This window comes from Spirosoma jeollabukense (assembly GCF_054777855.1).
In genome coordinates, this window is record NZ_BAAHAD010000004.1 from 512,260 (window position 1) to 527,122 (window position 14,863).

Annotated in this window: 10 protein-coding genes and 1 pseudogene; 7 read left to right on the forward strand and 4 right to left on the reverse strand. The window is 47.9% G+C overall.

Annotated features, from left to right (window positions below):
• Positions 1-21: 21 nt before the first annotated feature.
• The 7 genes and pseudogenes from ACYVEA_RS18930 (at position 22) to ACYVEA_RS18960 (ending at position 7,859) form a co-directional block, all read left to right on the forward strand.
• A complete protein-coding gene (locus ACYVEA_RS18930) occupies positions 22-660 on the forward strand; it encodes an HAD family hydrolase (protein WP_461114997.1) in 639 nt (212 codons plus the stop codon).
• A 65-nt stretch (positions 661-725) separates the two neighbouring features.
• A complete protein-coding gene (locus ACYVEA_RS18935; RefSeq protein ID WP_461114998.1) occupies positions 726-1,877 on the forward strand; it encodes a site-2 protease family protein in 1,152 nt (383 codons plus the stop codon).
• A 63-nt stretch (positions 1,878-1,940) separates the two neighbouring features.
• Positions 1,941-2,531, forward strand: coding sequence for an RNA polymerase sigma factor (locus ACYVEA_RS18940; protein ID WP_461114999.1), 591 nt, complete (start codon positions 1,941-1,943; stop codon positions 2,529-2,531).
• Complete coding sequence (locus ACYVEA_RS18945) at positions 2,528-3,295, forward strand: tetratricopeptide repeat protein (protein WP_461115000.1); 768 nt, start codon at positions 2,528-2,530, stop codon at positions 3,293-3,295. Before ACYVEA_RS18940 ends, ACYVEA_RS18945 begins: the two co-directional genes overlap by 4 nt.
• A 345-nt stretch (positions 3,296-3,640) precedes the next feature.
• A complete protein-coding gene (locus tag ACYVEA_RS18950; protein ID WP_461115001.1) occupies positions 3,641-5,089 on the forward strand; it encodes a S8 family peptidase in 1,449 nt (482 codons plus the stop codon).
• Positions 5,090-5,324: 235 nt separating this feature from the next.
• Positions 5,325-5,477: pseudogene (locus ACYVEA_RS18955) on the forward strand (hypothetical protein); the annotation flags it as partial.
• 525 nt (positions 5,478-6,002) lie between these two features.
• On the forward strand, positions 6,003-7,859 hold the full coding sequence (locus ACYVEA_RS18960) for a CHAT domain-containing protein (RefSeq protein WP_461115098.1): 1,857 nt from the start codon (positions 6,003-6,005) through the stop codon (positions 7,857-7,859).
• Here the strand turns inward: ACYVEA_RS18960 and ACYVEA_RS18965 are convergent.
• The 4 genes from ACYVEA_RS18965 to ACYVEA_RS18980 form a co-directional block, all read right to left on the reverse strand.
• On the reverse strand, positions 7,825-8,442 hold the full coding sequence (locus ACYVEA_RS18965) for a 3'-5' exonuclease (protein ID WP_461115002.1): 618 nt from the start codon (positions 8,440-8,442) through the stop codon (positions 7,825-7,827). The genes ACYVEA_RS18960 and ACYVEA_RS18965 overlap by 35 nt on opposite strands.
• Before the next feature lie 307 nt (positions 8,443-8,749).
• Positions 8,750-10,723, reverse strand: coding sequence for a S9 family peptidase (locus ACYVEA_RS18970; RefSeq protein WP_461115003.1), 1,974 nt, complete (start codon positions 10,721-10,723; stop codon positions 8,750-8,752).
• A 157-nt stretch (positions 10,724-10,880) separates the two neighbouring features.
• Positions 10,881-13,010 carry an FUSC family protein gene (locus ACYVEA_RS18975; RefSeq protein WP_461115004.1) on the reverse strand — a complete coding sequence of 710 codons (2,130 nt, stop codon included), beginning with the start codon at positions 13,008-13,010 and terminating at the stop codon, positions 10,881-10,883.
• A gap of 24 nt (positions 13,011-13,034) precedes the next feature.
• On the reverse strand, positions 13,035-14,801 hold the full coding sequence (locus ACYVEA_RS18980) for an ABC transporter ATP-binding protein (protein WP_461115005.1): 1,767 nt from the start codon (positions 14,799-14,801) through the stop codon (positions 13,035-13,037).
• Positions 14,802-14,863: the final 62 nt, after the last annotated feature.

The following is a 14,863-nucleotide window of genomic DNA, read 5'->3' on the forward strand; positions in this document are numbered from 1 at the left end:
GGCCCGAACCAAACGCTACGCATGGAGTCTACTCTCGATAAATTAACGCTTAAAAACCTCATTTTTGATCTTGGCGATGTAATCATCCCCATTGACCTCAGTGCCCCCGTTCGAAACTTCGCTATGCTGGCAAACCTGCCTGAAGAAGAGGTTCGGGCCATCTGGAAACAGCACGACCTGTTTGATCAGTACGAAACCGGGTTGATCGACGATGAGGCATTCCGGGGCCATGTCCGGCGGTTGCTCAACAATGCCGACTGGGCCGATGAAGTAATCGACACCACCTGGAACACGGTTCTACTTGATTTGCCTTTGGAACGGATCGAACGGATCAAGAAATTAAAAGCCAGCTATCGCCTGTTTTTGCTCAGTAATACCAGCCCGATTCATATCCGACGTGTTAATCAGGTGTTGGCGAATATGAACCAGCCGACGCTGGAAGAACTTTTCGAGCGCGTCTTCTATTCGTATGAGGTGCGGTTGGCTAAACCATCGCCCGAGATTTATCAGCATGTGTTGACCGAAGCTGGCTTGGTTGCTCAGGAAACAGCTTTTTTTGACGACAATGCCGCAAACATCCGGACGGCTGGGGAGTTGGGTATTCAGGCCGTACATGTACAGCCACCCATGACGATTTTAGATTACTTAAAGGATATATGAAGTATGATATAGCGTACATTTTTTCTGTACATCCTGTATCATGCTTCATATACTATACATCATAAATGAACCAACGCCTTAAAACGTACCTCCTTCATGGAGGTCTTTTTTTGATTACGCTCGTTACGACAACCATGGCGGGTGCCGAATGGATGTTTGGCCGACTGTTCATTCCGGTCGAGGGAATGAAAACGCTCGGCTGGTCGGAGTTTGTGGCCGGGTTTCAGTTTTCAGTACCATTTCTGGCCATTCTGACTGTGCACGAATTTGGCCATTACTTCACGGCTAAAGCCAACAAGGTGCGCGTTTCGTTGCCGTATTATATTCCGCTTTGGCTGGGCATTGGCCAAAGCATCGGTACGTTAGGGGCGTTTATTCGCATTCAGGATTACATCAACAGCCGTCGGAAATATTTTGATATTGGCATTGCCGGTCCGCTGGCGGGATTCGTACTGGCTCTCATTGTGCTCTGGTACGCATTCACCCACTTGCCACCCCCCGAATTCATATTTACCATTCACCCTGAATATCAGAAGTGGGGGCTTGATTATGGAAAATATGCCTATGAGCACCTGCCAGAAGGTGGCGCAGTAGGCTTGGGCGATAATCTGCTGTTTAACTTCTTTAAAACATACGTAGCAGATCCTGCCCGCGTGCCTCATCCCTATGAGATGATCCACTACCCCTACGTGCTGGCGGGTTACCTGGCTTTGTTTTTTACGTCGCTCAATTTGATTCCGATCGGGCAGTTAGACGGTGGTCATATTCTCTACGGACTCATTGGTCGCAAACAGTTTCAGTGGGTAGCCCCGACATTATTCGTCGGATTTGCCTTTTATGCGGGTTTAGGTTCGTTCAAACCAACTGATTTTGCCTTGCCAACCGACGAAGCATTTTTTAACCAACTAGGCTATTTTGGGCTATATATAGGATTCTTGTATCTGGCGTTCTCGCGTATCAGTGAGAATCGAATGACCTCACTGCTCGTAACGCTGATCGTGGTGATTGCCCAACTGGCGGTATCGTGGCTGCGGCCCGATTGGGAAGGGTATCAAAGCTCATTGGTATTTCTATTCATACTTGGTCGCTTCCTGGGTATTTATCACCCGGAAACTGAATTGGATGAGCCCCTGGATCTGAAACGGCAGATATTGGGCTGGCTGGCCCTGATTATATTCGTTCTTTGTTTTAGCTTCAAACCCTTCCTCGTTCCCTAAATCCAGGAAGCCGATTTCCTTAAATTTCCTTACCTTACCGTCGTATAATCAACACATTATGGTATGCGACCTTTTTCCCGACAGCTCTCCGACGCTGACCTGATGGTAGGTATAAAGGCGGGCGGTACGCAACGTCGGCTCTACGAAAATAAGTTATACGAGAAATACCAATATTTTATTGCAGATGGCACCCACAAGCATCGTCTGAGCGAAGATGAATGCGCCAGCGTCTATTCTGATACAATTTTAGTTTTGTTTGACCACATCAGTACGGGTCAATTTGAGGGTCGTTCGGGACTCAAGACGTATCTATATAAAATATTTAACAACAAATGTGTTGACGAAATCCGAAAAAAGACGACTAACCGAAGTAGTGTCCATGATGCCTTTTCGCTCGATGATACACTGATGCAGCTTCCGGATGAGTCCCGTTCGATCGTGCAACAGCTTATTAGTCAGAGCGATGTAGAAAACTTGCACCGGTATCTGCGTGAACTGGGGGAGAAATGCCGGACCATGATCCTGTCGTGGGGCGAAGGGTATTCAGACGATGAAATTGCGCAGGCAATGGGCTATAATTCGCCCGCTGTGGCTAAAACCAGCCGCCTGCGCTGCCTGGAAAAACTACGTGAACGTTTTCGCGAAATGCTATGAACACCGATCTGGAAACCATTGAAAACTACGTAACCGGCCAACTCAGTGCTGATGAGCGGGCCCGGTTCGAAGCCGCTCTCCGCACCGACCCGGCACTAGCCGATGCCCTGACCTTTTATATGCTCTCGAAGCACGTAGCACGGGAGGAAGCCCACGCCGTACGTAAAGCCGAACTCGATGCGCTACGTCGGCAAACGGTCCCCGCTCAACCGTTCTGGAGTGCGCCAATACGTTGGGTTGCTGCTGCCAGCATCATACTTTTATTGGGATTAGGCTGGTATTTCTTCCAGCCTGCCAATGGGCCTGTTAACTCCGAACTCGCCGTCGCGCAACTGACGGATGCCTACGTAGCGCAGCACTTTACCAACTTGTCGACCGATATGGATGGTGGGTCTTCCGGCTCAAATGCACTCGACAGCCTTAAACAGGGAATCAATCTGTACAACAAAGGGATGCTAGCCGAAGCAGACGTCATCTTTCAGAACGTACTGAAACGCCAACCCGATCTGGAGAGTGCGTTAACGTATGCGGGTATTACGGCCCTTCGCCGGGGAAATTATGATCAGGCCATTACGTTGTTTCATCGCCTGAGCCAGCGCACCGATCTGGTATCCAATCCTGGTACATTCTACGAAGCCCTTGCTTTACTGAAACGCGGTCAGCCAGCGGATAAAGGCCAAGCCGAAAGACTACTTAAGGATGTGGTTGAGAAGGGACTGGATGGGAAAAAAGAAGCAGCGGCCTTGATTGAAACGTTAAAGTAGCTCTCCCAAAGTTAAACCGTCAAAACTCCATTTTGACTTAGGCTGCTATGTTACCTAGCAAAACTTGCCCGCCTATTTTATGCGGGCTTTGTTTCCATTCACCTAGTCTGGCACGACTAACCATTACGTTGTTTCCCAGTCATGCAAACGTACCACTCCGTTAGCTGACCTCTATATGTGCTGTGAATTCTGCCTGTTTGACCCGTGGTTGACCGTTAGATAAAAGACAGCGGCCAAAGGGTTATTTAGTGGGTTGGTTATTGATAACTTGGAAGGGAAAGGCAAAGCTGACGAATCCTTAACGAATTGTAATTATTTATTCAATACGTTTATTACCATACCATTATGATTAAAGGAGGATATAACGATCATGAAGAAAGGCCTTATGGACGGGAAGACGACAATAAACCATACAGGATAGTACCGGGTCAATTATCGAATAAAGAACTGCTAAGAAATGACCGACGGGTGAAAGACCTGGCGCAACGGCTGTTCCCAATGGAGACCATTATTTCTAAGGGACGTATCATTAACCCACAGCAATTTATTGTCGCCATACCAAATGACCCCAACGTGAGTGCCAGCGCTGATGAAGCAACCTGGAAAGTAGGGAACAATCTCTGGCTGGAAAATAAAGGATCAAGAATTCAGGTTAGAATCGAAAAATCCCGGAAATGTTCGCCGACGGGAAAACGATACGTACTAATCCAGACAGTTGGTAAAGAATGGATAAACGACTTGGAAGGCCATATCGTGGGTATTTTCAATGCCCATATAGGTGGTAATAGTGTAGGGACTATTCATGGTGGTGGGTCTAATTCAAGTGGAGGCAGAGAGCATTCTGGCGGACAGTCCAACTGCTTTGGCGCGGCTCAGTTAGTAAAACCGTTGGCTAACTTCTTATCCGAAATAAATGATTCCACTAAAATTAGTCGATATAACTCTCTCGCCATAGCAGCAGAAGTTATCGTAGCTGTTCTGGATTCGGGTATCCTCACCGGGCCAGACTCGGGCGATAGGTCGGTAGCCTGTAGTGATCCAAACCAGTTTGGCTGGAATTTCGTCGCTAATAACCCCTTTACGAAAGATGATCACCTTGGTCTGCATGGTACAAAAGTTAGCACGATCATTAAGCATTATGCCCGAAATACTGAGATTCTGCCCGTTAAGGTAGCGAACGATAAGGGCGTGCTTGATTTGTATGACGTACTCTGTGGATTAGAATACGCTCGAACGCATGGCGCTAAACTGGTCAATGCCAGTTGGTCATTTTCGGGCAATAAGAACAATACGGTAGAAACCGACTTTCCCTTATTATTAGGCGCCATACGGGATCTGGATGAGTCGGGCGTTATGGTGGTGGCGGCTGCTGGTAACAGAAGTCAATACGTACCGGAAGCCGATGGCGAGATTGCCAGAAATAATGCTCCCAAAATTTATCCGGCCTGCTACAGTGCCATCCAGTGTAATGTAATCACGGTGACGACTGTCATTCATACCCGTAGTAAATTCGTTGCCTACGAAAATTATTCTTCCCAATTCGTGGATACGGGCGTATTGCCGAATACGCAACCGCCGTTGGACCCTGGTACGTTCGTTATACCTGGGTTTATTAATAGTTACGAAGGGTCATCTTTCGCTACGCCAGTTGTAGCGGCCAGAGTAGCCAATGTATTAAGTGTTCTGACTGGCTTTGCCAGCAAACGGACCATACTGCGTCGATTAGCAGGCTTTCATGAAGAAGATGATCTGGTTAATGAAATTCGCGATGGAGGCTGTTACGTTACGGAGTAGACTGCTTAGTGCTCTATTCATCTTAGTCTCGCTTTATTCTCAGGCTCAGTGCGTTAAACGTACTGAGCTTTTGGCGTTAGCAGACTCTGCTTTTTCACAACCACCTATAACCCAGATAACAATCCTTTCTTCTATTTTAACGAGATGGGAAGGTTGTTACTATCAGAAAGATTCATCGTATGTTAATCTGATGTTAGCTTACGCCAAAGCCCACTCTCTAGCGGGCGATGTTAAAATGGCTATATGGAATGTTGAGCAAACATTACAGCTTTATAACAAACCCCATTCGTATTTGAACGCTGAAGCCCATGTAAAAGCATACTATCGTTTAGGATATTATTGGAAAAAACTCAATGAATTTGAAAAAGCTATTGAAGCTTCTGAGAAAGCAGTGAAATTAGGCGAGCAATTACCCCCTAGCCAATGGGTTTCTTTTGCCTACGCTACATTAGCCTATGCCCACTATTCGGCCGGAGAATATCAGAAGGCTGTGGAAAGTGCTGAACGGGGTATGTATCAAGCGAAACAGATAAACGATACCATTGCCTACCTTGAAAACAGTGCAGAGAAGATAAAGGGGCTAATCGATTTATCCGCAGATAAAGAAGTTGAAAAAGAATTACCAGTCGCAATCGCAATTGCTCGGAAAAACTCTACTACCAGCGATTATTTAGCTTACTTTTTAGCATGTAAAGCTCATACAGAACTAAAGCAATTAAATAGAAAAAAAGCTTTAGTCTATTATAATGAAGCATTACAAATAAATATTTTAAATAAAGATGAACAGTACATAATTGATAATTATTTAGATATAGGCTATCATCTGTTTTATAAAGCAAAAGAATATGACAAAGCCTTAAAAAGCTATAATAGTGCTCTAATCATAGCTTCTGATCCTTACCTCAAATTACGTTTGTTAGATAATATTGGAATGGTGTACTGGCAGAAAAAACAGTACACAACTGCGATAAAATATTACCAACTGAGCTTGGATAATATAGCACCCGGTCTGAGTAAACTTCCGATTACTAAATTACCCGAGGCCAAACTTATCCGAATTGCTTCACAAAAAGAATATGTCTTATCGCTTATTCAGGATAAAGCCGATACCTGGCTTGATTATGCGAAAGCGACAAATAATTCCCAACGTTTCCAGTACGCACTCGATACGTATAAAGTAGCCGATCAGATGATTGATTTTATGCGCTGGGAGCACACAGGTCAACTATCGAAGCTGTACTGGCGGGAGAAAACACGTAGCATGTATGAGCGTGCCATTGAGACCTGCTACCGACTTAATGATACAGTGCAGGCGTTTCGATTCTTCGAGAAAAGCCGGGCGGTTATGCTGGCTGATAAACTCAATGAACTTGGTGCGCGTCAGAAATTGACTCAGAATCAGATTGATAAAGAGAACGAATTAAGGAAGGCTGTGAATGACCAGCAGTCCCAACTTGCGGGCCTGTCGCCGGATACTGACAGCTATAAATCAGCCCGTATGGAGTTGTTCGCTAAACAGGAGCGATTGGATGCGTTTCTGAAGCAACTGGAAATCTCGAATCCGGCCTACTATCGGTATAAATACGACACGACAATCACCGCCCTGGCCGATCTGCGGTCTCGCCTGAATACCCAGAAAGCTTCGTTCGTTACGTATTTCGTGGGCGATAGCGCGCTCTACGTATTGGGCGTAACGGCCACTGGTGTTAAAGTGCTACGTCGGCCGGTGAGTGGCTACCAACAAGCTACGAACGAGTTTATGTCGCTTCTTTGGAAGCCCGAAGCCATGAACCGCAAGGCGAATTTTGATAAATTCCTGAAATCGGGGCATGGGTTATACCAGCGACTGCTGGCTCCCCTAAACTTACCCGCCGGACGCGTCATTGTCTCGCCTGATGGGTCATTTGTACCGTTCGAGACGCTTAGTCGAAAGATAGATATGCCTGATTATCTGGTGAAAGACTTTGCATTCAGCTATATCTATTCGGCTCGTTTACTACTCAAAAAAAATGGCAACCTCGCAAAATACAGCTTCAATCAGCTCGATTTTTTAGGTATTGCCCCGGTAGATTTCGCCCCGTCGCTGAAACAGGTTATGCTACCTGGCTCCAGTACCGCACTGGATCCTATTGCCCGGCGATTTAATTCGTCAAAGCTGCTTACGCACGGGGCCGCTACGCGTCAGGCGTTTTTGATCCAGGCCGCAAATGCCCGCGTTATTCACTTATTCACCCACGCCACCGCGGATAGCAGCGATCAGGATGAGCCCAGACTCTATTTCGCGGACTCCACGCTTCAACTATCCGAACTCAGCGACCGTACGCTCCCTAATACGCAGTTAGTCGTACTGGCGGCCTGCAAAACGGGCATTGGCGCCAATCAGCGCGGGGAGGGCGTGTTTAGTCTGGCGCGCGGCTTTGCCGCTCTTGGCGTATCCAGCGTTCTGACTACTTTATGGAGTGTTCAGAACGATGCTACGTACCAACTGACGAACCTTTTTTACAAACATTTAGAGGAAGGTTTACCCAAAGACATTGCGCTACAACTTGCCAAAAAAGAATGGCTCGAAACGGCTGATGGTGCCAATCAGCTACCAAATTACTGGGCGGGTCTACTTATAGTCGGTGATACCGAACCACTCCCCAATCTGTACCTGGCTTTGTGGGGCAGTTTCCTGTTGGTATTGCTTTTAGCGGCTGCTGTAATTGGTTGGTATGAAATCAGAACGAACCGGATCACACCGGCAGTTTCATTGCCTCAGCCAGTTTAAAGACCTCTTTCATACACTTTGCCGTTAGGACGGAGTCTTCCAGTGCATTATGAAAACCGTCTTCGCGGGCAAATCCGAAATAGCTTGCAATGGCCGTCAGGCTAAGCCGATCAGGTGTTTTGCGTCCATTGGCTTTCAGGACCCGGAATGTAAAATAAGCCAGGGTATGCAGGTCGAGCAGCACACGGGAGTAGGGCCACTTCATTTTCTCATAGCGATACGCTTCCTTCAGAAAATTAATATCATTGATGACACTTTGTCCGCAAATAATCACGTCGCGCAGGAAGGGCGTACGATCCAGTTGTCCCTTTGGAATCCGCATGCCGAGCTGGTTGCAAATCCATTCTTCCAACTCAGGCAGTACGTCATATATCATCGGCGCATCTTCCAGATCAGCTAAGGAGAGGTTATGTATTTTCTCAGACGACGACGAAAACGCTTCTTTATTCTCTGGATAAACATTGGTAAGATACTGCCCTTTTTCGACCCAATGATCGTCGAAGAGAACGGCGCCAATCTGAATAATTTCATTGTAATCCGGTTCGGGGCCGGTCATTTCCAGGTCAAGTACTAAATAGGGCATTTGAGGTGAGTTGGTAAGAGTTTAATTTTGGTAACAATCGAGCTTTTAATTAATAAACTGGAAAACTATCGGCTAATTTTCTGGATGTATATTTAACGGTATTTCACCTAAATTAACGTAAACAGGACTTTCGCAGGCAGCCATGCTACAGTTTCTGATAGTGTAAAAATGAACCATAATACGGCTCCCTACGAAAGTTCTGATAAAGTATTTTTTCACTGAAACGCCCCGGCAAAAACTCTTTGCCGGGGCGTTTCAGTGGAATTGCAGAACAAAGGTCCTGAATCTGAGGGACAAAGAATAAGGGTCAGAGGTTTTCGCCCCAAATATATTTACTAAACCATCGATAGTTTTCTTCCATGACCTGCCGCATCGACTTGGGCTTGGTGATACCATGGCCAAAGCCTTTGTACACGACCATTTTCACCGGCACCCCTTTGTCTTCCAGTGCCAGCCGAAGCTCGTAGGCGTTGGCAATGGGTACGCGTTTGTCCAACTCACCGTGTTGAATAAGGGTAGGTGTTTTGGCGCGATTCACGTAGCTGATCGGTGATGTTTTCTGATAAATTTCGGCGTTATCCCAGGGGGTGCCCTGCAGGTACTGCCGGGTAAACGGGGTAATGTCGGTATTCTGGTAATACGTGGCCCAGTTTGAGATACCCGCCCCCACGGAGGTTGCTTTGAAGCGGGTGCTATACGTAGTGATGAACGCCGAAATATACCCGCCCTGGCTCCAGCCCATGGCGCCCACTTTGTCTTTGTCAACCAGCCCCCTGCCAATCAGATAGTCGACGCCGGAAATCACATCATCATAATCACCCAGGCCTAAATTCTTGACGTTCAATGCCCGAAACTTGCTGCCGTAGCCTGCTGAACCTCGATAATTGGGGCGAAGCACAAGGGCTCCTTTGCTCGTAAATTGTTCAACCGGGTAGTACCGGTCCGCAACAACCGACGGAAGATCGATACCCGTTGGGCCACCGTGAATAACGACCAGCAGCGGATACTTCCGGGTTGGATCGAAGTTGACCGGTTTGATCAAAATCCCTTCAATAACATTCCCATCACTCGATTTCCAACTGACAACCTCGCGGGTAGCCGTCTTGAATGGAGCGAGCTGCGTCCCCATATCTGTCAATGTTTTCGGGGCAAACGTTGGCACGGATGATGTCTGGATTTCGGCGTATTGATTGGGCATCGCGGCCACAAAGGCCATCTGTTGCCCATCTTTACTAAACGAAAACTGGTTGGCAATCAGGTTGTCGGGTTTGGTGAGCCGGTCGGTTTTTAATGATGTAGGATTCAGGCGAAATAAGTGTGCTGTGGTTTTCTGGTAGCCACTAAATAAAATCCCGTCGGTGGTCCATTCCAGTAGATTGGCGTTTTCGTCGAAGATCGTCGTTAACAATTTCGGCGTACCACCACTGGCTGGTACGCTGGCGATCTGTCGATTGGCGTAGAAATAATATTCGCTCTCATTCGTCGTCGTGAAGGCGATTTGCTGACCGTCGGGCGACCAGACCGGGTTTTGATCGGGGCCTTTGAGCGACACAATTTTTTTGGTTGTGGTATCCTTGAGGGTCAGTACGTATAAATCAGCCGTATTGCCATTCACCAAATCGGGGTTTTTCGCTGCGTCGAAGGCAATCCTCAACCCGTCTGGCGAAACGGCAAAACTACCTACCGAAAAATCGCTTCCTTTGGTTAAGGGCTTGGGTTTAGCGGGTTTTTCATTCGTCAGACTATCTAATAAATACAGGTGAACCATCTTGTAATCGTCGCGTACAACTTCATAATCGCTGTATTTCTCCTTACGGTCTTTGTCGGGTTTCCCATCGGGTACCGTCGCCGAAAAAATAAGCTGTTTGCCTGTTGGGGACCACTCGAAGGCCGTTACCCCTGTTTCAAACTTGGTTAATGCTCGGGCTTCACCGCCTGATGGACTAATCACATACAGTTGTGATTTGTCGTCGCGGGTCGACAAAAACGCCAGCCATTTGCCATCGGGTGACCAGGCCGGGCTGCTGTTTGATTTCTTGGAATTAGTGAGTTGAAACTTGTCGCCGGTGATGACATTGGCCAGCCAGATATCGGTATCGAAAGTATTCTCTTCCCAGTTCGTTTTCGTAACGGTGTACGCGACCCATTTGCCATTAGGCGAAAGCTGCGGGTTCGATACGCTTTTCATCGCGATGGACTGATCGATCGTAGGCGCCTGAGCCAGCGCGCCATCGACCTGCATCAAGCAGGCTAGCAGAAATAGGATGCAAATTGGCTTCATGAGGAAAGTGAATGAGTTGAACACGCCGTACTAAGCGAGTACGTAAACTATAAAACTTTCTGTGATATTGAAAGGGAATGGATTCAAATCCCTCATTATCAATTAAGATGAATCGAAAGAGGCCTAGAAAATCTTTGTATAACGCAACACTGGCTTTTTACTTACTTAACCGCTCCGCCAATTTCCCAATGTCGCTGCTGATCTGTTGAATGAAATTTAACTGCTCGCTTAATTGCGGATCGTCAGGTGTCGAACTCAATACGTTTGGCTCAGCCGAAGCGGTTTCCACGAACGTCTTATCGGGTGCTTTACCGAATCGGCGTAAACTTTCCGTCAGCGCAAACAGTGCGCGTTTAATGGGACGTAGCAAGGGTGCTGATAAAGCCTGATTCTCGCTGGTTAAACGGGCTGATATAATCGTAGCGATGTTGGCCGATAGAATGTGATTGAGTACCACAAATTCATAAATGAGCTTTTCGTTACGTTGTTTGTGTTTCGGTTCCGACACCATTCGCTCGAAGGCAGCCGACAGGTTGGCCGACGTAACATAGACGTCCTTCCGCGCCAGCTTGTAATCAACGGAGCCAATTCGCCGACCCGACAGGCTGTCGAGCAGCAACTGAACGTAGCGCAAATTCGCATTCAATACGTCCTGCATGGGCTTGGTCAATTGCTCGGATTCCCACTGTGGAAAGAGCAGATAACCAGCCACAAAGGCGATAATGCCTCCCAACAAGGTATCCAGGACGCGTTCCTCCGCTACACCAAGATAACTGACTCCCAAGAAATTAAATAGGATAAGAATGAAGGGCGTTACACAAATAACCATCGCAATGTAATAGGTTCGCTGGGTGCTGTAGGTACCGATCATAAACAGCACCATAAAACCAAACTGAGCCGTTTTATTGGGGACAAACGTTAGGATGAGCACGCCAATCAACCCGCCAACCAATGTGCCAATCATGCGCTCAATGTTTCGTTTCTTGGAGAGGCTGAAAGCTGGTTTCAGAATGACCGAAATCGTTAATAAAACCCAATAACTATGGTGGCCGTAATCGAGAAACTGGGTCAGGGTAAACCCCAGCATCATAGCCAGCGCTACGCGTATCGAGAATCGGAATGCAGATGAGTCGAGGGTTAAGTTTTCCTGAAAGGATTCAACGTCAATTTCCTGATGGGAGACAAACCGGCCATATTCCGGGTCTTCTTTTCGCACAAGGTCAGGATTTGGCAAGGCGAGATTATTCTGAATGGTGCGTAGTCGCTGGCTCACTGTCCGTAAATTAACGAGTACTTTTTTCAGTACCAGTGTGCTTCCTTCCTGATCGCCGAGTGCATCAATGCTACGTTTCAGTTCGTCCAGCAATGGTGGCATGGGAACTGGATCACTGGTATACAACGGTGACTGAACGGCCAATCCAACATGATCGAGTTCGGTAGACAGATCGCGAATCAGTCGCGAAATTATCGTAAGCACATCCGTTTTTCCGAAGCGTTCCCGTATATCGGAATAATCGTAGTACATAGCGATGATCTGCTCATAAAGATCTACCGTATCCATAAACGTAAGCAGCAATAAGCGACCCGTGCGGGTCGATTCGGCTACGATACGCCTACTTTTGAACAGCACTTCCCGAACAACGTCCTGCTTTTCGCTCACGGCTATCTGTTGGGCAATTAGCCGCCGATAGCTATCGTCCAGCGGAATCGACATCATGTAGAAATCGGCCTTGATCGCCATAAGTTTGGCCATTTCGTGAATACACTGACCCAGCGCCTGTTGCGCCAATCGGTATGGCTGAAGCTTCGATGATAGGAGGCTGATAATCATGTACCACAGGCTCCCCGTCAGGACCAGCAAACTCTCCCGAATAACACCAGCGGCATCCAGCGGACGGTCGAGAATCAGAATCATGACGAGCAAAGCCCCCGATCCAACCAGGCCGGCGCGGTGGCCATAGATGGAAAACATGGAGAAGAAAAAACTGAACAGCAGCACCTCCAGCCCTAGCGTATAGGGATTCATGCGGGCAAAACCCGTTATCAACGTAACCAGGAAACCGAGTCCGACGGCGACCAACATGCCATTCCGGCGGTGCATGACCGGTCCGGGCGCATCGCACACACTCACGTTGAGTGCACCAAGCGACATAGCCATGCCGGTTTGAAGTTGGCCAACCTGGGCCAGCACCAGGGAGGGTAGCAAAACAGAAAGCGTTATCCGAAGGCCGTCAGAAAAATACTGACTGAACAGAAAGTAACTGACTTGCCGGACACGTTTATTCATGGAAAGAGGATATGGAGCCTAATTTTAGGCTCCAACGGGTGATAAATCCGTTCGGCGCTCGCCGATTTGCTGACGCCACATAGCGTAATATAGCCCTTTCTGCGCGACTAAATCTTCATGGCTGCCGGTTTCGACAATTATACCTTTTTCGAGCACAAAAATCGTATTGGCGTGCAGAATGGTCGAAAGCCGGTGGGCGATCAGAATCGTAATCTGTTCATTCAGGGCCGAAACACTACGTACCGTGTCGGTAATTTCTTCTTCGGTGAGGGAGTCAAGCGCTGAGGTGGCTTCATCGAAAATCAATAATCTTGGATGGCGCACCAGCGCTCGGGCAATGGATAATCGTTGTTTTTCGCCCCCCGACATTTTGAGTCCTCCTTCGCCAATCTGCGTATCGAGACCTTTTTCGGAACGGGCCAGCAGATGATCGCAGGCGGCTTTGTCGAGCGCGTCGAGCATTTCCGCTTCGGTAGCGTCGGGCTTAACGAATAAGAGATTTTCGCGAATGGTACCGGCAAAAAGATGCGTATCCTGCGTAACAAAGCCGATTTGCCGACGCATCGGGTTAAAGCGAATGTCCTTCGTGGAGATGTCGTTGTAATAGATTTCGCCATCAACGGGTCGATAGAGGCCGACCAGCAATTTAACCATGGTTGATTTTCCTGAACCTGAGGGGCCGACAAACGCAATGGTATCGCCAAGTTTGGCTTCAAATGAAACGCCGTCAATCGCGTTTTGATTGGCCCCTTTGTGGCGAAATACTACGTCGGCGAAACGCAGATTTTCAATTGGTCCAACTTCTACCGGCGACTCCGGATTTCGTTCAATGGGTTTTTGCATCAACTGGTCGAAGCTGTTTAAACCGGCTTCGGCTTCGCGATAAGCCAGAATGATGTTGCCTAATTCCTGTAGCGGGTTGAAGATGGCGACCGAAATAAACTGCATCGAAATTAACTCGCCGGTGCTTAACACATGGCGGAAAATGAGCCATAGCAACGTAAATAAAACGGACTGTTTCAATACGTTGAGTGTGGTGCTTTGCCAAAACGACAGCAGGCGCACCCGCCGAACTTTTAACATTTCCAGCTCAAAAATTCGGCTGGTCTGCGTCTTCAGTCGGCGAATTTCCGGGAAGGTAAGCCCCAGACTTTTAATCAGTTCAATATTACGTAACGATTCAGTGATGACGCCCGACAACAACGCCGTTTCGCGGTTGATGGATCGCTGGGTCGTCTTGATCTGTTTGCTCAACAAGCCCGTCAGACTGCCTAGTACTAATACACCGATCAGAAATACCGGAACCAGCGCCCAGTGTTTCGTGACCGCGTAAAAGATCAGAAAACCCATGCCCACAATGGACGAAAACAGCACGTTGACAAACGAGTTGATAAACTTCTCGGTGTCGGTGCGGACTTTTTGCAGGATGGACAACGTAGCACCACTGCTCTGATCGCCAAATTCCTGATACGACAAGCGCAACGTCTGTTTAAGGCCATCGTTGAAAATATCCGTACCAAATTTCTGAACGACCAGGCGGGTAACGTACTCCTGAAACGCTTTCACTACGTTCGACAGCACGGCCACGCCAATCGCCAATCCCAGTAAGCGTAAGACGCCGTTGATCTTCTCCGAATCCGTTTTCTGACCGGGGTTCGTGGCGTATTCGTCGATGAGTTTCCCGAAAATAATGGGATCGACCAGGGCCAGAACCTGGGCAACACCCGCCAGGGCCAGCGCCAGCACAGCCAGCCAGCGATAAGGTTTCAGGTATTTCCAGAGGATTTGCATAAAAGCATGGGGGTTGGGGCGTGGGGCATGGGGTTTCGGATGTGCACTCGACCCATGCCCCG